The organism is Elusimicrobiota bacterium, assembly GCA_016218575.1.
Classification (GTDB): Bacteria; Elusimicrobiota; Elusimicrobia; order UBA1565; family UBA9628; genus JACRDN01.
This window is the reverse complement of record JACRDN010000005.1, coordinates 107787-126300: the sequence shown is the minus strand read 5'-3', so window position 1 is coordinate 126300 and position 18514 is coordinate 107787. Positions and strand designations below refer to the sequence as shown.

The following is an 18514-nucleotide window of genomic DNA, read 5'->3' as shown; positions in this document are numbered from 1 at the left end:
AGCACCCTCCCATGTGGACGGGCATTTCAACATCCACGTTCATCCCGCCATTTTCCCGGTCCTGGCGCGCCTCTGCCGCGAATATCGAATCCCTCGGACCCGCCTGCCTCGCGGGGAAATGCCCCTGTGCGGGCGCTACCAGCCGTCTTCATGGCTCGCCATCGGCCCCTTGGCAGTGGTGTTTTCTCTGTTGGGGGCGTATCTGAGGCTCCGGGAGGGCAAGGGCCTCGTGATTCCCGAGAGGACCTTCGGGCTCCTGCGCTCGGGGCTCATGAAGGAGGATTACCTGGTTTTCCTGCTCCGGAACCTCCCCGAGGGCCTGACTGAAATCTATTTCCACCCAACGACGGATCCCGAATCGGAGGTGGACAGCGCCCCGACCACGACCCACCACACTTTGAGCGAGCTCAAGGCCTTGCTCAGTCCGCGGGTGCGAGAGGCCTTGCGCTCAGCCGAGGCTCGCTTGCTGGAAGAGGGGAGTCCTCCCTCCCGCGACCCAGGCACAGAAGCAGGCCCAAGCACGCCCACAGGATTTCCCGGCAGTGCCTGATCAGCCCGAAAGCCAGGCCTTGAGCCGGCGCATAGCCAAGGGCGTGGAATATAGCCGTCTTGCCGGCCTCCTGGGTGCCCACCTTGGCCGGAACCATGAAGAATAGGGAATCTATCAGATTCGACAATATCTCCACGGCCAAGGCCGCGGTCACCGACAGGCTCAGCCCCATGAAATGGCATATGAGCAGGACCTCGGCGGCTCCCCAGGCGTAGCCCGCGATAAAAAACAGGATCGAGAGGGAAAAACGCCCCGGATGGCGGGCGAGATAATCTTGGAGCTGTCCCCCCAGCTCGGCGAGCTTCCCGGTTTTGGGGAGCTTGCGTGCCATGACGTAAACGGCGAGGCTTATCAGGCCGATTAGGAGCGACGAACCCGCGATGCCCCAGGCCCGTTGGGTCCCGGAAAGGAGGTTCAGCTTGCCGTTAATGACGAACAGCATTCCCAGGAGGATGAAGAGAGCCTGGCCCAAGGCTTGGGAAAGTTTGGCGACCACCACGCTCGCGTTGCGGACCGGCTCGGGGGCAAATCCCACGAGCAGGCCCGGGCGGATGAGCTCGCCCGCGATGGTCCCGCTCGGCGTGAGATAATTAACTCCATCCCCGGCGACGCGGCCGCGAATCAGCGCCAGAAAGGGGATCCCCTTGGCGTCGCCCCCGGAGAAAGCGAACCGCCAGCCCAAGGCGTTGAGCATATGGTCGAATATCTGGAAGGCCAAGATCGCCAGGAATCCGAACCCGAGACCGCGGATCCGCGCCCAGACCAAAGCCGGCTCGAAGCGCCACAGGAGGAGCGCCATGGTGGCCAGGCCCGCCGCCAGAATCGCCCGCCGAAACCAGCGCATGAAACCCTAGTTCTCCACGGCCAGGGGCTGTTGCATCTCGGCGGGGACGAGCCTTCCCTTGGCCTCCACCACGTATATCTGGCCTCGCCAGCTTACCCGGCCGCAGCCGAATCCCGACAGCCACGCGCAAAAAGCTATCCACTCGCTGAGGGGAAGGATCGCCAGGAAGGCATGGCTCTGCCTTCCGCCCAACAGGCGGGCCACCGCCAATTTATTGAGAGCCTTGGCCGCCAGCAGGGCGCCTGCCAGCCGCCAATCCCCCGAGGAGGCTCCGAAGAAGAGCATTTTGATGGTAAGAAGCGAAAAGCCGTGCAGGAGCACTGCGCCGAAATAACCGCACGGCTGGCAGAGGCGAATGGTCCTGGCCCAGCGTGCCTGGTGCTCGAGATGCTCGCGGCCGCTCGAAATGCAGGGAATGGAGTCCACGGCCACGGTTGAGAAGGCAATCTCCAGGCCCAGGGCCTTCACCGATTCTCCCAGGACATAGTCATCGGCCAGATGCGCGGAGAGATTTTGAAAGCCCCCGGTCCTCTCCAAGACAGATTTCCTGATGAGCATCGCGGCCCCCATGGCAAAGCGCATCCCGAAGGCGCCTGCGGTCAAGGCCTGCGGGAGAAAATTGCAGTTGACCGAAAGGGCCTCGAGCCCGGCCCAGAGGCCCTTGGGGACGGCGGACTGATAAAAGCAGGTCACCAGGCCCACCCGAGGATCGCGCAAGGGGGCCACGCTGCGCTTAAGGAAATCCGGCGCTATTCGGATGTCCGAGTCCGACATGAGCAGAACGTCGTGGCGGATGAAGGCGGCGGTGTTGGAGAGATTGTTGATCTTGGGGTTGAAGCCGATGCGGTTCTTGGAGATCACTATCTCCATGTCCAGGGAGGGGAATTCCTCGCGCAGGCGCAGGAGCGTGGGCAGAGCCGGATCCTCCGATGAATCCAGGGCGAAAACCACCTGGAATTGGGGATAATCCAGGGTGCAGAAGCTGCGCAGGTTCTCGTAAAGCTCGCGGTCCTCGCCCTTCAATGGCTTGAGTATCGTGACCGGCGGCTCGAAGGCGGGGTTAGGTGGCGCCATGCCGCGCCTGAGGAGGAAGTAAGCCGCAGGAATCGAGACTATGGTGAAGGCCAGAGAGAACTGGGCCGTAAAGCGCGCCAAGGGCGCCAAGAACCCCTCGCCAACGATTCGGGCGCCTAGAAGGACGGCGCCGATGATTTCCCAGTCCATTCAGGGTTCAAGAAGCCGCGGCGGCGGTCTCCGATCCTTCCGGGGCCCTCGTGCGGCCCCTTAGATAATCGAGGAACTCGCGCCCCTCCCGCAGCCTTCGGCGCCGCTCCAGCGGATCCTTGATCATGCCCGCGAGCATGCGCGCGATGGGCTTGGGCCGGGCGTAGAACTTGGTGTAGAATCGCTTGACCCCGGCCGTGATCTCGGCCGAGGAAAGATGCGGGTACTGCAACGTGCAGGACTGCGTGCCGTCGTTGCGCACCAGCGCGTCCGCGTCGTACCACTTGTTGGCCATGGCCTGGCGGTAGAGTTCGGTGCCGGGATAGGGTGCGGCGAGAGACACCTGGATGGTGTCCACGTCGAGCCCGCAGGCAAAGCGCATGGAGTCCTCCATGGTTTCTTTGGTCTCTCCGGGAAGGCCCAGGATGAAGGTCCCATGGATGACGATGCCGAGCTTGCGGCAGTTGCGCGTGAACTCCTGGGCGATGTCGATGCGGACTCCCTTCTTGATGTTGTTGAGGATCTGCTGATTTCCGGACTCGTAGCCCACCAGGAGAAGACGCAGGCCGTTTTCCTTGAAAATCTTGAGGTACTCGCGGGGCACATTGGCCCGGGAGTTGCAGGACCATGTGATGCCGAGCCGGCCCAGACCCTTGGCGATCTCGGCCGCCCGGGAAAGATCCGCGGTGAAGGTGTCGTCATCGAAGAAGAATTCCTTGACCTGGGGGAAATGCTCCTTGGCCTTGGACATCTCGGCCACCACGCTCTGCGGGCTGCGGGTGCGGTAGACGTGGCCGCCCACGGTCTGAGGCCAGAGGCAGAAGGTGCAGCGGGCGGGGCAGCCCCTTCCGGTATAAAGGGAGAGATAGGGGTGCTTGAGGTAGCCTATGTAGTAGTTCTCCGCGGTCAAATCCCGCTTGTATATGTCCACCACGCTGGGCAGGGCGTCCATGTCCTCGATGAGCCGGCGGTCCGGATTATGCCGGACCGAGCCGTTCTCCCGGAAGCTCAAGCCGCTGATCTCGGAATAGGGCCTGCCTTGGGCCACTTCCAGGAGGGTGTAATCGAATTCCTCCCGGGCCACGAAATCGAGCGCCGGGGAGGCTCCAAGGGACTCCTCGGGAAGCACCGCCACATGGGCTCCCACAAGGCCTATCCTGAGACCAGGACAGGCCTTTTTCAGGGCCTCGGCCACCTTCACGTCATTGTCGAAGGAGGGAGTCGAGGTATGGATCACGCAGAGTTCGAAGCCCTTGGCCCTTTGGAGAACTTCCTCGAGGCTTAAGTCGTCGGCGGGAGCGTCGATGAGCTTCGAGTTTTCGATCATGGCCGCGGGCTGGGCAAGCCACGTCGGATACCAAAAAGACTTGATCTCGCGCCGGGCCTGGTAGCGCGAGCCAGCACCACCGTCGAAGCCGGAATAAGAAGGGGGGTTCAAGAACAGCGTTCTCATGGTCGCGGGCATATTCCTCCGTTATTTGAACGGTAATTTTAGCAAATACCTCTCCTGGCTAACAATTGCTTTATCTGCTACACTCCGCCGGTGCGGCTTCCATGCGCCCTCGCTGTCCTTCTGGCGCTCTGGACGGCGGCCCCCGCCCGGGCCGGCGAAGGCGAATGGCGCCAGTCGGACTCCTTCCATTTCAGCGTTTTTCATGAAAATCCCTGGCTTTCGGGCGGATTCAGCCTGGGCCTTGAGAATCTCCACTCCCGCCTGCGCCGGGATCTGAGTTCCATGGCGCCCTGGATGTCCTCGGAGCGGGTCAAGGTCTATATTTACAAGGACAGAGCCTCCTACCTCAAGGGTCGGTTCCAACCGCCGCGATGGTCCAACGGCCTGGCCATCCCACAAGAAAGGGCCGTGGCGGTCCATGAGGGAAGGGACAAGAAAAAGCTATTTTCCGTCCTGGCCCACGAACTCACCCACCTCATCTTCGAGAGCTTCTGGGGAAAAGCCGGCCGCCCTCCGGCCTGGCTCAACGAGGGCCTGGCCATGGTGGAGGAGGCCGAGGCGGGAGACATTCCCAGAAGCTCTGGCTGGCACTCGGCCATGCAAAACCTGCCTCCCAGGTCGTATTTTTCCATGGCCGAACTCGAGAGGACAAGCCCCGGCGAGGACCTAAACGCGGCTCAAGTCAAAAATAACCCGAAAATCGAGATCTGGTACACGCAGAGCTACTCCTTGGTCTACTTCCTGACGCGCCAGAACTCCAGCTTCAAGTTCAAGAGCTTCTGCTCCTACCTGCGCTCGGGCAAAAGCCTCAAGGAAAGCCTCTGGCTCTCCTATCGCTACCGCTCCGTCCCAAAATTCGAGGAAGCCTGGAAGAAATGGCTGGGTGCCAGCCATTGATTTTATTTCAGCCACGCCCGGCAGGGCGTCGCCAAAGCCTTCTCAAGCAGCGCCACTGTTTTAGAGTCGTTATAGGCCACGAATGCGATCCGCTTCACCTGGGCGGGCTTTCAGGCTTGGGAGTTGAAATCTCTTTCGGATTCTCGAACTGTGTGAGCCCGCCTTTTTTCATGGACAGGCTCACAAAGCTTTCCGCCATGGTCAATCCCTCTTGAAGGGAAATCGCCCCGTTCTGTTCTAGCTCCCCATTCTTATAAAGGTACCCTGTCATCTGACCGTTCCCATCAGAAATCAAGATACTGTGGTAAGTCGGTCTCAAATCTACGCCTCCCATCATGTGGTCATAAGGATTGTCGGACTTCCTGAAAGCGTCGATGAAAGATTTAGCCCCGTCGGGATGGACAATCTCGTATCGAACCATGTCATAGCCGACGTTCCAGGCTTGAGCATGCTGGCTCGATTGATAGGTGGTTCGAGTTATGCTGGCGATTCCACGCTGGAGTATTCGCGCTATTGGTTCCATTGTCCTGAGACGGTAAAATGGATTAGAACCGATTTCCTGATCATGCGGATTTAAAACAATGAAACTATCAGTCTCCATGGCTTCAATCAATTTTTGCCCGTTTTCTCCTATCGGGAATTTTTTTAGTTCTCCCAAAGAAGTCGCGGCGGCCATCTTTGCATTTTGACTATTAGATGGGGCGGGCACATCCACCCGCCTCGTTACAACGCCTGACCCGTCTCCATGGCGATAACGCCGCAACCGCCATGATTCAGGAAGGATTTTTTGCCACAAAGGAATGGCCGGCTGGGGGGGCTTTACAGCCTCGGCGATTCCCGGGACAAGCAGTCCGCGGTCCAAAGCTTCGGCCATGCGCTCCATCTTCTCCCTCAATTCATCCTGCCGCTTTCGCTCTTCTTCTGGAAGGTGGGATGCCATAATGGCGTTAAGTTCAGCGACTCTCGCCGTGAGAGCGGCTGTTTCTTGCGGCGTGGGATTGCTCAACTTCGCTACAAATTCAGCGGCCCTGGTTGCCACAAAATCCTGCATGCCGGGGAAACCCTGCCCCCGGGCCCCATAGTCAAGGCGGGCACGCTCAGCCTCCTGAGGCGTTGGCTCTGGCAGAGCCGAAATAGCTTGCCTCAAGTTTGCGGCGCGATATGAAGGAACGTTCAGGAAGTCGCCGATGGCGGCATGCCAAGGCGGAGGAACCGACTGTAATATTCCGCCGACGGCTTCAATTATCGCGCTTCTGAAAGCTACGCCGGGGTTCTCCGCCGTCGGGCCAGCATGAATCGTCCCATTGAGAATAATGATCGCCGCAAGCGCAAGCGACGTCGGGAGATTTTGATTTGACGATCGAGACTGCTTTCTTGACTTCATGGCTCCTCCAGTTAAACACCTGAGCGGATCTTGAAAAACTTTTTCAAATCCCTCTGAGCGATCCGCTACTTCTTGTCGAAGCGTCCAGCCACTTCGATGCCCAATGTCATGCGTTGATATTATGTCCTGGACTCTCATATTCGTCAGGGGTCGTTGGGGCATGCATAAGAACCAGAAGGCCTACTGCAAAATATGGGTCGAAAGACCTATACGCGAACGCGTAAATCCTCGTATCTGCCTTGTTTTTCTTGGGGCAGGTCTGCTTATGGCCCAGGAACGCGGGCATGCTGCGGCAGAAGAGCCTTAAGGTAGCGCCCGGTGTGGGAGGAGGGATTGCGGGCCACGCCCTCGGGCGTGCCCGCGGCCACGAGCTCTCCTCCGCGGTCGCCGCCCTCGGGACCTAGGTCCACGATCCAGTCCGCGGTGCGGATGACGTCCATGTTGTGCTCGATCACGAGCACGGTGTTGCCGCTGGAGACCAGACGGTGGAGCACCTCGAGGAGCTTGGCCACATCCGCGAAATGGAGGCCGGTCGTGGGCTCGTCCAGGATGTAAAGGGTTCTTCCCGTGTCCCGGCGTGAGAGCTCGGAGGCGAGCTTGACGCGCTGGGCCTCCCCTCCTGAAAGCGTGACAGCGCTTTGGCCCAGCGCGATATAGCCCAGGCCCACGTCGTCCAAGGTCCTCAAGACCCGGCATATCGAGGAATAAGAGGAAAAGAATTCGAGGGCCTCCTCCACGCTCAAAGCCAGGACCTCGGCGATGCTCTTGCCCTTGTAGCGCACCGAAAGGGTTTCCTCGTTGAAGCGCGCCCCGTGGCACTCGTCGCATTGCACGTAGACGTCGGGCAGAAACTGCATGGAGATGCACAAGGTGCCGTCGCCAGAGCAATTCTCGCAGCGCCCGCCCTTGACGTTGAAGGAGAAGCGGCCCGGCTTGTAGCCCTTGGCCTTGGAGAGGGGCAGCATGGCGAAAAGCTCCCGGATCGGACCCCAAAGCCCGGTGTAGGTGGCGGGATTGGAGCGGGGGGTGCGGCCGATGGGGGATTGGTCCACCACGATGACCTTATCCAAATGCTCAAGGCCCTTGACCCCCTTGTGCTTGCCCGGCGGGTCCTTGGCTTGGTGGAGCTTCTGGGCCAAAGCCTTGTAGATCACCTCATGGACCAAGGTGGACTTGCCCGAGCCGGAGACCCCGGTGACGCAGACGAATAGTCCCAGTGGAATCTCCACGTCGATGTCCTTGAGGTTGAATTGCCCGGCCCCCATGATTTTCAAAGCGCCCTTGGGCTTGCGGTCGAGAAAACGCGGCAGGGGCTTGGCCTCGCCGCGCAGATACGCTCCGGTCTGGGACTTCGAGGAGGCGAGAATCTTCTCGAGAGGCCCCTGGGCCACGATGGAGCCGCCGTGAACCCCGGCCCCCGGCCCCAGGTCCACGATCCAATCCGCGCTGCGGATGGTCTCCTCGTCATGCTCGACCACGACCAAGGTATTGCCGAGATCGCGCAGGCGCTTCAAGGTCGTCAGAAGGCGGGTGTTGTCGCGGGGGTGCAGGCCGATCGAGGGCTCGTCGAGAACGTAAAGGACCCCGGTCAGCCCCGAGCCGATTTGGGTCGCCAGATGGATGCGCTGGGCCTCGCCCCCGGCCAAGGTCTCGGAGGCGCGGTCCAAGGTCAGATACTCGAGCCCAACGTTGGCCAAGAACTCCAGACGAGCCAATATCTCCTTCAGTATCTGCCTGGCGATGAGTTTTTCCTGCTCGGAAAGGGATAAAGCCTTGAAGAACTCGCAGGCCTTCCCCACGGAGAGCCCCGACAATTCCGTAATGCCGCACCCCCCGATCTTGACCGCAAGAGATTCGGGCTTGAGCCGCGCGCCGCGGCAGGCCGGGCAGAGCTTCTTGCGCATGAAGCGCTCGGCGATGGCGCCCTTGACGAAATCCGATTCGGTTTCCTGGCAGCGCCTCTCGAGGTTCGCGATCACGCCCTCGAACTCCTGGTCGTTCTTGGCCCAATGGGGCTTGTAGGTGCCGCCGCCATGCAGGATGATTTGCTTGTGCTTGGGCGGGAGGTCTTTCCAAGGCAGGCCCATGGCGATGCCGTGCTGGCGGCAGATCTGCTCGAGTATTTCGCCGTAGTAGCCGGACCAGGATTTCTTCCAGCGATTGGTGCGGGTGGTGACGGGATCCGACCAGGCGAGGATGGCTCCCTCGTCTATGGAGCGCGACGGGTCCGGCACCACCAAGGCCGCGTCCACCTCCGTCTTAGAGCCCAGGCCGTCGCAAGCGGGGCAGGCCCCATAGGGAGAGTTGAAGGAGAAAAGCCGCGGCTCGAGCTCGGGAAGGCTCAAGCCGCAATCCGGGCAGGCGTGGTGCTCGCTCATTACGGCCCCGTTCTGCGGGGCCTGGGAGGGCTCGACTTTCACCAGGCCCTTGGATTCCTTAAGCGCGATCTCCACGGAGTCGGCCAGGCGCTGCTTCTCGCTTTCCGAGACTTTGAGCTTGTCGATGAACAGCTCTATGGTCTGCTTCTGGTAGCGGGAAAGCGCGGGAATATTGTCGAGGTCTAGGGCCCTGCCGTTGACGCGCACGCTCGCAAATCCACTGCGCTTCAAGCGCTTAAAAAGCTCCTCGTAGGTTCCCGTGCGGCCGCGGACGAGGGGGGAATAAATCGCCACGCTCTGCCCTGCGTGCTTGCGCAGGACCTCGCTCACGATGGATTGGGCCGATTGCCGCCGCACCCTCTTGCCGCATTGCGGACAATGGGGGAGACCCACTTTGGCGTAGAGCAGGCGCAGGTAGTCGTAGATCTCGGTCACGGTGGCCACCGTCGAACGCGGATTTCGCGAGGGATTGCGCTGCTCGATGGAGATGGCCGGGGACAGGCCCTCGATCAAGTCCACGTCCGGCTTGTCCATGAGCTCCAGGAACTGCCGGGCGTAGGCCGAGAGGCTCTCCACATAGCGCCGCTGGCCCTCGGCGTAGAGCGTGTCGAAGGCCAGGCTCGACTTGCCGGAACCAGACAGCCCCGTGATCACCGCGAGCTTTCCCCGCGGGATGTCGAGGCTGATGTTTTTGAGGTTGTGCTGCCTCGCCCCTCTGATGATTATCTTGTCCACTGCGCTTTTTTAGCTTGTTTGGCTCAATTTCTAATTTTATCATTAACCCATGGATTCGCGCCATGGCGCTCTGGCTCTTATCCTCGTCGCGGCTGCCGCGGCCGCGATCGGGGCCTTCCAGCGGGCCGAAGTGGTCCTGCCGCAGAGCCATGAGCCTCCCGTCCTGGACGAGGACAGCCGGCAGTATTACGCCGCGGTATGCCTCGCCTTGGCGGGACAAGCCCACGAGGCGCTTCGACATGCCGAGGCCGCCGTACGCCTCGAGCGCGGGTTCCTGCCGGCCTATATGACTTTGGCCTCGTTGCGCCTGCAAGCCAACGACAAAAAAAACGCCCTTCGGGCCTACGACCAGGCCCTCGCCCTGGCGCCATGGGAGCAGATCCGGCGCTCCGCTCGATTATAGCCGAGAGCCGGGCGAGGCTGCTTACCTTAAAATAGGTCCAAAGTCTCGGAAAGTATAGGCCGAAAGCCCCAGGCATAAAGCACCCTCTGCTTTATAATTAATAAGTTATGAATACCTTCCTTAAACTAGCACTCATTCTCTGCCTCTCGAATGCGGCAGCGGCTGCAACAGAAACGGATTTTTCATACTTGAATTTTCATCGCATCCAACAATCGGCCAAGGAGGCGGAACCCAGCCCAGGCTCAATCCCTATTCCATCCCCCCGACCGACTCTCGTATGGGCCTGGCCCTACGATAGGGCGCAGCCGCCCGACATGCCCGCGATCGGCAAGTGGATGATCGGCGCCGATGGTCGCGTCGCGCATTGGCTAAAGTGGGGCTACGGGCCAAACGTGCAGATAGATGAGCCCATCAATGTCATAATCCGGATCCGGGCGGAGACGATGGCGGCCGCCGATGAGAAACTGCGGGCCGCACTAGAGCGTGCAGGCTTTTCCGCCAGGAGCGGGCATTCCAGCGGCTATGAGGCCTATCTTGGCCCCTCGCGGCATCGCCAGCCGCAGCGGCCGCAAGAGGAAGGCCGAGCATACGCTGATAACGACTGCATTTGGCCGAACGATCATGGGCGCCTATTCGGGCCGATACGCTCCCATGGCGCGTATTATGTCATTGGAGCCTTCAGCCGGGAGGACGCCCCGCTCCACTCCTATATCTCGTTTCAACAGGCCCGCGACACTTTCGCGCGGAAGATGCGGGATTTCGCGCGCGCGACGATTGGGCAACCCATTCCCCTTGAGAACGCCGTTCCCAAGGACTTTCCCACCGAGACCACCGGCGATCACGACGGCTTCGCCGTACTCGTCAATTTATAAAATCCGGCGCTGCGCTCGATTATAGCCAACAAATGGACGCGACTGAATCGGGGTTATCCACAAAAATTTCCCGGGAAGTTTTTGTGGATAACTGATATACAACCAGCCCTAGTCGTGGGCCGCAACGGCTTCTTTCTTGGAAAGCAAGGTGTCCCGGCGCTCGGACTTCAGCGGGCGGGGATAATCGAGGTTGTAGTGCAGGCCGCGGCTTTCCTTGCGCTTCATGGCGGAAAGAATCATAGCCGTGGCGACCTCGGCGATGTTCCGGAGTTCCACCAAGTCTGACGTCAGGAGAAAGTCCCAATAGTACTCTTGGATCTCCTCGTTTAACAACTTCATGCGCCGCAGCGCCCGCTCCAGGCGCTTGTCGGAGCGCACGATCCCGACGTAGTCCCACATGAGCCTGCGGATCTCATGCCAGTTCTGCGATATGACCACCGCCTCGTCCGAGGGCACGGCGTTGCCCGGGTTCCATGGGGCTGGACGGAAGGAGGGAAGGTCGAGAGCGCCGCTGTCCTCTTTGAGGCGCCGGTACGCCCGATACGCGAAGACGCAGCCCTCAAGAAGGGAATTGGAGGCCAGGCGATTGGCGCCATGAAGCCCGGTGTGGGCGGTTTCGCCCACGGCGAATAGGCGGGGGACATCGGTCATCCCGTATTCGTCGGTGCGCACGCCGCCGCAGAAGAAATGCGCGGCCGGCACCACGGGAATCGGGGACTCGGCCATGTCGAGGCCGAAGCCCAGCATCTTGCGGTAGATGTTGGGAAAGCGCTTGAGGAGAAAGGATTTAGGGCGGTGGGTGATGTCGAGGAAGACGCACTCGTCGCCGGACCTCTTAAGCTCCGAGTCTATGGCCCGGGCCACGATGTCGCGGGGAGCCAGCTCCGCGTCCGGGTGGTAGCGTCTCATGAAGGCCTTGCCGCCCTCGAGGCGGAGCCTGGCCCCTTCTCCGCGCAGGGCCTCCGAAAGAAGAAAGGACTTGGCCTGCGGATGGTAAAGGCAGGTGGGGTGGAACTGCACGAATTCCATGTTGGCCAAGGTGGCCCCGGCGCGGTAGGCCATGGCCATGCCGTCTCCCGTGGCGATGTCGGGATTGGAGGTGTAAATGTAGACCTTCCCTGCCCCTCCCGTGGCCAGGATGACGACCTGGGCCGTCATGGCGTGGATGGCCCCGCCGCGCCGGTCCATGACATAGGCGCCCCGGGCGCGGCCTTGCTCATCCAGGATCAGGTTCACGGCCAGGTGATCCTCGAAGAATCGGATCTTCGGATTATCCCGGCACAGGCGGAGCAGGGCCCTCTCGATCTCCCGGCCCGTGATGTCCCCGGAGTGGAGGATGCGCCGCTGGGAGTGCCCGGCCTCCAGCCCAAGGTCCGCGGACTTTTTATTGCGGCTGAAGCGAACCCCTAATTCCTGGAGCTCGCGGATGCGCTCGGGGCCTTCCTCCACCGTCAAGCGAACTATCCGCTCGTCGCAAAGTCCGGCCCCGGCCTTCAAGGTGTCCTGAACATGGCTCTCAAAGCTGTCCAAGGGGTCCATGACCGCGGCGATGCCGCCCTGCGCGTAATTCGTGTTGGACTCGGCCGCCTCCTTCTTGGTCACGACGCGCACGGAACCGAGCTCCGAGAGCTTGTGCGCGCTCAGAAGCCCGGCGATGCCGCTGCCCAGGACCAGGAAATCGGAGTGGTATTTCATCCGGAAGTAAATAATATAATATTGCCGTGATCAGGACTTTCGCTGGGAAAAGCCCGCGGATACATAAGACCGCGTTCATCCATGAGAGCTGCGAAGTCATCGGGGACGTGACCGTGGGAGCCGAGGTTTCGATTTGGCCCATGGCCGTGCTCCGGGGCGACGTGGACGCCATCCGGGTGGGGGCGGGCACGAACATCCAGGACAATGCCGTGCTGCATTGCCGCCGCGCTTTGCCGGCCATCATCGGCAAGGGCGTGACCGTGGGGCACGGAGCCATCGTCCATGGCTCCAAGATCGGGGACCTGTGCCTGGTGGGAATGGGGGCCATCGTGATGGAGGCCGAGATCGGACGGGAATGCCTGATCGCGGCCGGGGCCCTGGTGCCCAAGGGGCTAAAGATCCCGTCTCGAAGCCTGGTCATGGGATTTCCAGCCAAGGCGGTTCGGCCGCTCAAGACCGAGGAGCTTGCGCACCTGCGCCAGAGCGAGGCCGGCTACCGGAAGCTCGCCCGAAAGCATCGAAAGACTTCCCAAACCGTTCCATGCCGCGGCTGACTCCGGCCCTGGCTTACCGCCGCCTGCTCAAAACCTACGGCCCGCAGGGTTGGTGGCCTGTAACCCCCGCTGATAAGGGGGAGACCGCGGCCGTGTACCGTCCGGGGTACTTCGGGCCCCTCAGCGAGCCCGAGCGGGCCGAAGTCTGCGCGGGAGCCATTCTGACCCAGAACACCGCTTGGTCGAACGTCAGCAAGGCCCTCGTCAATCTGCACGCGGCGGGGATTTGGACCTTGGCAGACCTGGCCCGGACTCCCCGGGCCAGGTTGGAAAAACTTGTGAGGCCCTCGGGATACTTCCGGCAAAAGGCCAAAAAGCTCCAAGCCTTCGCCAAGCATATCCTAGCCGGCGGAAACGGCCTAGGTCTATGGCTGGAGAAACCCTTGTCGGAGCTCAGAGAAGAGCTCCTCACTATATGGGGCATCGGCCCCGAGACCGCGGATTCCATGCTGCTTTACGCGGCCGGGAAAAAGGCGTTCGTCGTTGACGCTTATACGCTGCGCATCGGGAGGCGCCTGGGCTGGCTGAAGAATCACGGCTACGCCGAGGCGCAAGCATTTTTCACCGCCTCTCTTCCGGCCAGGGCGCGCGTCTATTCGGAGTTTCACGCCCTTTTGGTGGCCCTGGCCAAGCTTCACTGCCGGGTCAAGCCCCTTTGCCGGAGCTGCCCCCTTCTCGCCTTCTGCCCCCATGGACAAGCCCAACACGCCTAACACAACCGCGGCGGCTCTAATCCTCGCGCTTCTATGGCTCACCCCGGGCCGCCTCACGGCGGCCTTACTGGCCGCCGCGGGCAAAGCGGATGTCACCCCGGATTTAAGGAAGGAGAAGGTCTGGCTCGCCGGCTACGGCAGTTCCGGCCGCAAGGCCCGCGGCGTGCACGACGCCCTTTACGCCCGGGCTCTCCTGGTAAAGGACGAAAGAAAAACAACGGCCATCGTGGCGGTGGACAGCATCGGGCTTTTCCGCGGCGACATCCTGGAAATGCGCCGGCGCTTGGGCTGGGACGGGAAGGATAAATTCCTCTTCGTCTCGGCCACGCACGACCACAGCGCTCCCGACGCCATGGGCCTCTGGGGGCCGGTGCCGGGCTTCTCTGGCGTGGATCCCGAGTACCGCCTTCGCCTGATAGACTCGGTCGTTTCATTGGTTGGCCGCCTTGAAAGCCAGGCGCTCCCCGCCCAAATCAAGGCCGCGAGCCGAAACTTAGACCCAAGAGGCCTGTGCCGCGACAGCCGCGATCCCGTGGTCATAGACCCGGAGCTAAACGCCGTCCAGATCTCGCGCCTGGGAAAACCCAGGGAAGTGATCGCCACCCTTTTACGCTGGTCCTGCCACCCCGAGGTGCAGGGCCCGGACAACCTGGAGGTAAGCGCCGACTATCCCGGCGCCCTATGCGCCGCCGTCGAGGCGCGCCAAGGCGGAACCTGCGTGTTCCAATCGGGCCTCGTGGGCGGGCTCATGACCCCGGACGTGGACCACGCCTTGAGCGTCCCGGCGAAGTTCGAGGAAATAAAGCGAGTCGGAGGGGATCTCGCCCAAGCCGGCCTCGACGCTCTCGCCGGGGCCGCGTGGCATACGAAAGGAAAGGTCGCATTCGCTTTCCGGCAGCTCAAGATCCCGGTGGAGAACTCCACTTACCTTCTATTTCTGCCCAACCTTGCCTTCGGCCATCCCATTTACAACGCCCAAGGCGAGCGGCTGGGGCGGTGGAGAGTCCTGGGGCTCGCCCTGCGCCATTTCGCCTTCTTCCCCCTGCCTGAACGCGCCAGGCCCTGGATCGAGACGGAAGTGTCTCGGATCCGTTTGGGGCCGGCTGAATTTTTGGGCATCCCGGGCGAGATGTTTCCCGAGCTCGCCATCGGGGGCTATGATGGGCGCTACCGCTTCTCCCATCCCTTATTCGGCGCGGAGAACCCCAACCCGCCGCGGCTGGCGAGGGCCCCGAAAGGGCCTTACCTGAAGGAGCGAAAATTCTCCCTCATTCTAGTCGGGCTGGCCAACGATGAGCTCGGCTACATCGTCCCCGAGTACGACTTCCAAGTCACACCCAGCCGTTCCATGCTTCCCCATCCCAAGGGAACCCATTACGAGGAAACCAATTCCATCGGCCCTTCGGCGACCCGGATCATTCTCGGCGGTCTGCGGGATTTACTGAAGGAATAGCTTGGTGGCGTGATAGCCGGCCCACGACATGGAATAGGCCAAGGCGAAAAAGGCGCAGAACTGCAGAGCCGGCCATTTCCAGGAGCCAGTCTCCCGCTCCACCACGACGATCGTGGACACGCACTGCAGGGCGATCGCGAAAAAAAACAGCAGGCTCACCGCCGTGGCCAGGCCATAGCGGGGGGAGCCGTCCGGGGTCCGGGAATTCCTGAGCGCCTCCACCAGCCCCTGCGGAGAGGAACCCTCCCCGCTCAAAGCGAACAACGTGCCGAGCGTGCCGACGAACACCTCGCGCGCCGCCAAGGACGAGATGACGGCCACACTCAGCCTCCAGTCATAGCCGATGGGCTTGAACAGCGGCTCGACGGCCCGCCCCAGCCTTCCCAGCAGGCTGTTCTCGATGGTGACGGCCGCCATGCGCGCCTTCAGTTCCCGGACCCGAGCCTCTCTGGCCGGGCCGGGAAGGCTTTGGGCTAGTTCGATTCCCCGACGCATAGGAGCGACGGCCTTCTCGGACCTGGGAAACGAGGCCAAGGTCCAAAGAGCCAGGCTTAAAACGAATATCACTTTCCCGGCCTTTCCCAGAAAATGCCAGCAACGCACCCAAACGTAGCGGAAAAGTTCCTTGGCGCGGGGCAGTCGGTAAGGCGGCAGCGGCGTGAGAGGAGAGGGATGCGCCTCGTAAAGTGGGGTCCCCCTCAGGGCCAAGGCCATAAGAAGAGCCGCGACGATGCCGAAGGCGTACATGCCGCTCATAACCAGTCCCTGGGCATTGAATCCCATGATCCTGCAGGAAGAGGGGACGAAGGCCGCGATGATCAAGGTATAGACAGGGATGCGCGCCGAGCATGTCATGAGCGGAGCCAGGAGGATGGCCGTGAGCCGACGTTTCTTGTTGGCGATGGTTCGGGTCGCCATCACCCCGGGAATGGCGCAGGCAAAGCTGGATAAGAAGGGGATGAATACCTTGCCGTCGAGGCCGAAGGGCCGAAGGGCCCTGTCCACCATGGCACCGGCACGAGGCAGATAACCGCTTTGCTCCAGGATCCCGATGAGGACAAAAAGAATGGCGATCTGCGGGATGAAGGTCGCCACCGCGGAGACTCCCGCGATGATCCCGTCGCAAACGAGGCTTGCCAAGAGCTCTCCCGGAAGAACGGGGCGCAAGGCGTTGGAGAACGAGGCCAGGCCCGAGGCGATGAAGTCCCTCGCCGGAGCGCCCAAGGCGAAGAGGGATTGGAAAACGAGGAACAGGGCGGCCCCCAAGGCCAGAGGCCCGAGGAAGGGGTGAAAAAGCCAGCGGTCCAGGCGAATCGACTGGGACAGGGTTTTCCAGTTGGCGGATGGGGGCATGCGAACGGCGCGCGCAAGCGCGGCCCAAGCCAGGGCCTGGGACTCCTCCTGGATGGACACCAGCTCCGCCACGGAGGCCGCGCTCAGATCCAGGAAGTCTCGGCCGGATGGGCGAGCAGCGCAAGCCTCGGCCAGGAAGCTCTTCAGCTCTGTCATGCCGGTGCCATTTCTAGCCGAAATAAGGAAAACCGGGACCCCCAGCTCCTCTTCGAGCCTCGGTTTATCTATGACAACTCCATTGAGCGCGGCCTCGTCCATCATGTTCACCGCCAAGATCACCGGATAGCCGCAGCCCTTGAGGCTGAGCGCCAGGGGAAGATCGTTGACGAGATTGCTGGCCTCCGTCACGCAAACCACTTGGAAGGGGCGCGCCGAGGACAGGCATTGCGCCATGAATTTAAAGGCGACCTTCTCGTCCTCGGCATGGGCAAGGATGGAGAAGGTTCCGGGCAAATCCACGACCTCCATATCGCCAGAGCCCCAACTCGCCTGGCCCACGGCCTTCTCCACGGTGCACCCGGCGAAATTGGCGACCCTTTGGCGCAGACCGGTCAAGGCGTTGAAAAGGGTGGTCTTGCCGGTGTTGGGCCGCCCGGCCAAGGCGACGATCATCCCGCGGAGGCCTCGACCGGGAGCTCGACCAGGATGCGCTCCATGAGCCACGACTCGATGGCGACGAGCTGGGGGCCGATCAGGCATTCCACGGGATCGCGCAGGGGGGTTTTAAGGAGCTTGGTCACCACGGCCTGCTCCCGCAGGCCCATGGAGGACAGGCGGAACGTCTCCGGAGCGCTCAAAGACTCGAAGCCGACGATACGGACCGGCTCGCCCAGGGCGGCTTCTTTCAGGGTCATGCCCTATTATACTCTTATTGATATGCTATTTCAATAAACCCGATCCGCCCCCGGCTCTTCTTTTAGCTATAATCTCGCCATGAGCAGCCTGGAGGGTCTTTTCTGGAAAGCCGAAGCCTTGAGGGGGCGCGGCTATTTTAGCCGCTGCGAGCCTCTCTACCGGAAGGTCCTGAGCTCAAGCCCGGACCGCGCCTCTCTATGGTTCGACTCCTGCTTGGCCTTGGCCAGCGTGAAGAGAAGCCTCGGCGGCGTCGCCGAGGCTCGCGAGCTCTTGCGCGCAAGCGCTTCGGCGGCGAAAGACGCGGATCAACGACAGCAATTAACCCTGGAATCCGCGCTGGTGGACCGGGCCGCGGGGCTCTACAAGAAAAGCCTGGCCAAGCTTCAGCCATTTCTCATCCATTACAAACGGGAGGGCGATTGGGTCGGGGCGGCCTACATCCTTTGGGCCATGGGCGGATCCCTCCGATTCTCGGGGAACTTGGAGGGCTCGAGGAAGGCTTTTCTCGCCTCTTTGGCCTACGCCGGAAAGGCCGAGGACCGCTCCGGACAGGCCTACGCCCTCTTCGGCCTCGGGGGCACCTGCCGGATCCAGGGCCGTTTTAAAGAGGCCGAGGATTATTACGCCCGCGCCTCGCGTCTTCTGGCCGGCACCGACGACGTTTTCGGACGGGCCTACGCCCATTGCGGCCTGGCCAACGTGCTGAGGCAACGGGGAATGCTCGGACCGGCCGAGAGGAATTACCATAAAGCCCATCGGCTTTACTCCCTACTGGAGGACGCGGTAGATCTTGCCTACGTTGACTGGGGGTTGGGCAAGGTTTGCCTACACCAAGGCCGGCTGCGGGAGGCCGAAAAGCGCTTCCAGCAGGCCCTCAAGGCCTTCGCCAAGGCGGGCGAGGCCCGCGGCATGGTCTTATCGGAAGTTTCCTTGGCCCAGCTCTGGCATGCTCAAGGCAAAACCACCCGAGCCGAGGCTCTCTTCGACAAGGCCTGCCGGCGCTCGCGCAAAGCCGGACTGCACGCCCACCTGGAAATCTTCACGTAGAGGCTTTTCGCCGTGGGGGTCCAAAGGCCCAATCTCCGGCGGGTCCAAAGCCCCAGGCGCAAAGGCGCGTCATCCCCTACAATAATGGGGTATGCGGTTTCCCG

15 protein-coding genes are annotated in these 18514 nt (G+C 61.7%); 7 read left to right on the top strand and 8 right to left on the bottom strand.

The window, feature by feature from the left end; translation table 11 throughout:
* Positions 1-419 precede the first annotated feature (419 nt).
* Genes HY921_01090 through hpnJ form a run of 3 tightly spaced genes read right to left on the bottom strand, consistent with a single transcriptional unit; the run spans position 420 to position 4071 of the window.
* Positions 420-1394: a flippase-like domain-containing protein gene (locus tag HY921_01090; protein MBI5629458.1), complete on the bottom strand. Its 975-nt coding sequence runs from the start codon at positions 1392-1394 to the stop codon at positions 420-422.
* Positions 1395-1400: 6 nt separating this feature from the next.
* The gene (hpnI, locus tag HY921_01085) at positions 1401-2618 is read right to left on the bottom strand and encodes a bacteriohopanetetrol glucosamine biosynthesis glycosyltransferase HpnI (GenBank protein ID MBI5629457.1); all 1218 of its coding nucleotides are present in this window, start codon (positions 2616-2618) and stop codon (positions 1401-1403) included.
* A 7-nt stretch (positions 2619-2625) separates the two neighbouring features.
* Complete coding sequence (gene hpnJ, locus HY921_01080) at positions 2626-4071, bottom strand: hopanoid biosynthesis associated radical SAM protein HpnJ (GenBank protein MBI5629456.1); 1446 nt, start codon at positions 4069-4071, stop codon at positions 2626-2628.
* 90 nt (positions 4072-4161) lie between these two features.
* Between hpnJ and HY921_01075 the strand changes: the two genes are divergently transcribed.
* Positions 4162-4968 (top strand): hypothetical protein, encoded by an 807-nt coding sequence (locus HY921_01075; protein MBI5629455.1) that lies wholly within the window; start codon positions 4162-4164, stop codon positions 4966-4968.
* A 94-nt stretch (positions 4969-5062) separates the two neighbouring features.
* On the opposite strand, the gene HY921_01070 is transcribed toward HY921_01075, so the two are convergent.
* Together HY921_01070 and uvrA are read right to left on the bottom strand one after the other, a co-directional pair.
* On the bottom strand, positions 5063-6352 hold the full coding sequence (locus HY921_01070) for a hypothetical protein (protein ID MBI5629454.1): 1290 nt from the start codon (positions 6350-6352) through the stop codon (positions 5063-5065).
* Positions 6353-6615: 263 nt separating this feature from the next.
* Positions 6616-9465 carry an excinuclease ABC subunit UvrA gene (uvrA, locus tag HY921_01065; GenBank protein ID MBI5629453.1) on the bottom strand — a complete coding sequence of 950 codons (2850 nt, stop codon included), beginning with the start codon at positions 9463-9465 and terminating at the stop codon, positions 6616-6618.
* 49 nt (positions 9466-9514) lie between these two features.
* Between uvrA and HY921_01060 the strand changes: the two genes are divergently transcribed.
* The gene (locus HY921_01060; protein ID MBI5629452.1) at positions 9515-9868 is read left to right on the top strand and encodes a hypothetical protein; all 354 of its coding nucleotides are present in this window, start codon (positions 9515-9517) and stop codon (positions 9866-9868) included.
* A gap of 107 nt (positions 9869-9975) precedes the next feature.
* Positions 9976-10740: a hypothetical protein gene (locus HY921_01055; protein MBI5629451.1), complete on the top strand. Its 765-nt coding sequence runs from the start codon at positions 9976-9978 to the stop codon at positions 10738-10740.
* A 108-nt stretch (positions 10741-10848) separates the two neighbouring features.
* Here the strand turns inward: HY921_01055 and nadB are convergent, their stop codons facing one another.
* Positions 10849-12435 carry an L-aspartate oxidase gene (gene nadB, locus HY921_01050; GenBank protein MBI5629450.1) on the bottom strand — a complete coding sequence of 529 codons (1587 nt, stop codon included), beginning with the start codon at positions 12433-12435 and terminating at the stop codon, positions 10849-10851.
* 26 nt (positions 12436-12461) lie between these two features.
* Here nadB and HY921_01045 point away from each other — a divergent pair, with 26 nt between their 5' ends.
* From HY921_01045 to HY921_01035, 3 genes are read left to right on the top strand one after another with little or no spacing between them, the layout of a single operon-like run.
* Complete coding sequence (locus tag HY921_01045; protein MBI5629449.1) at positions 12462-12989, top strand: gamma carbonic anhydrase family protein; 528 nt, start codon at positions 12462-12464, stop codon at positions 12987-12989.
* On the top strand, positions 12977-13702 hold the full coding sequence (locus HY921_01040; GenBank protein MBI5629448.1) for a hypothetical protein: 726 nt from the start codon (positions 12977-12979) through the stop codon (positions 13700-13702). The genes HY921_01045 and HY921_01040 overlap by 13 nt, the downstream gene beginning before the upstream one ends.
* Positions 13680-15155, top strand: coding sequence for a hypothetical protein (locus HY921_01035; protein ID MBI5629447.1), 1476 nt, complete (start codon positions 13680-13682; stop codon positions 15153-15155). Before HY921_01040 ends, HY921_01035 begins: the two co-directional genes overlap by 23 nt.
* Here the strand turns inward: HY921_01035 and HY921_01030 are convergent.
* Together HY921_01030 and HY921_01025 are read right to left on the bottom strand one after the other, a co-directional pair.
* Complete coding sequence (locus tag HY921_01030; protein ID MBI5629446.1) at positions 15141-17120, bottom strand: ferrous iron transporter B; 1980 nt, start codon at positions 17118-17120, stop codon at positions 15141-15143. The two genes, HY921_01035 and HY921_01030, sit on opposite strands and share 15 nt — an antisense overlap.
* Entirely contained in the window at positions 17117-17362 is a 246-nt protein-coding gene (locus HY921_01025) for a ferrous iron transport protein A (GenBank protein ID MBI5629445.1), read from the bottom strand. The genes HY921_01030 and HY921_01025 overlap by 4 nt, the downstream gene beginning before the upstream one ends.
* A 79-nt stretch (positions 17363-17441) precedes the next feature.
* On the opposite strand from HY921_01025, the gene HY921_01020 reads away from it, so the two are divergent.
* Positions 17442-18410, top strand: a complete 969-nt coding sequence (locus HY921_01020; protein MBI5629444.1) for a tetratricopeptide repeat protein — start codon at positions 17442-17444, stop codon at positions 18408-18410.
* Positions 18411-18514 lie beyond the last annotated feature (104 nt).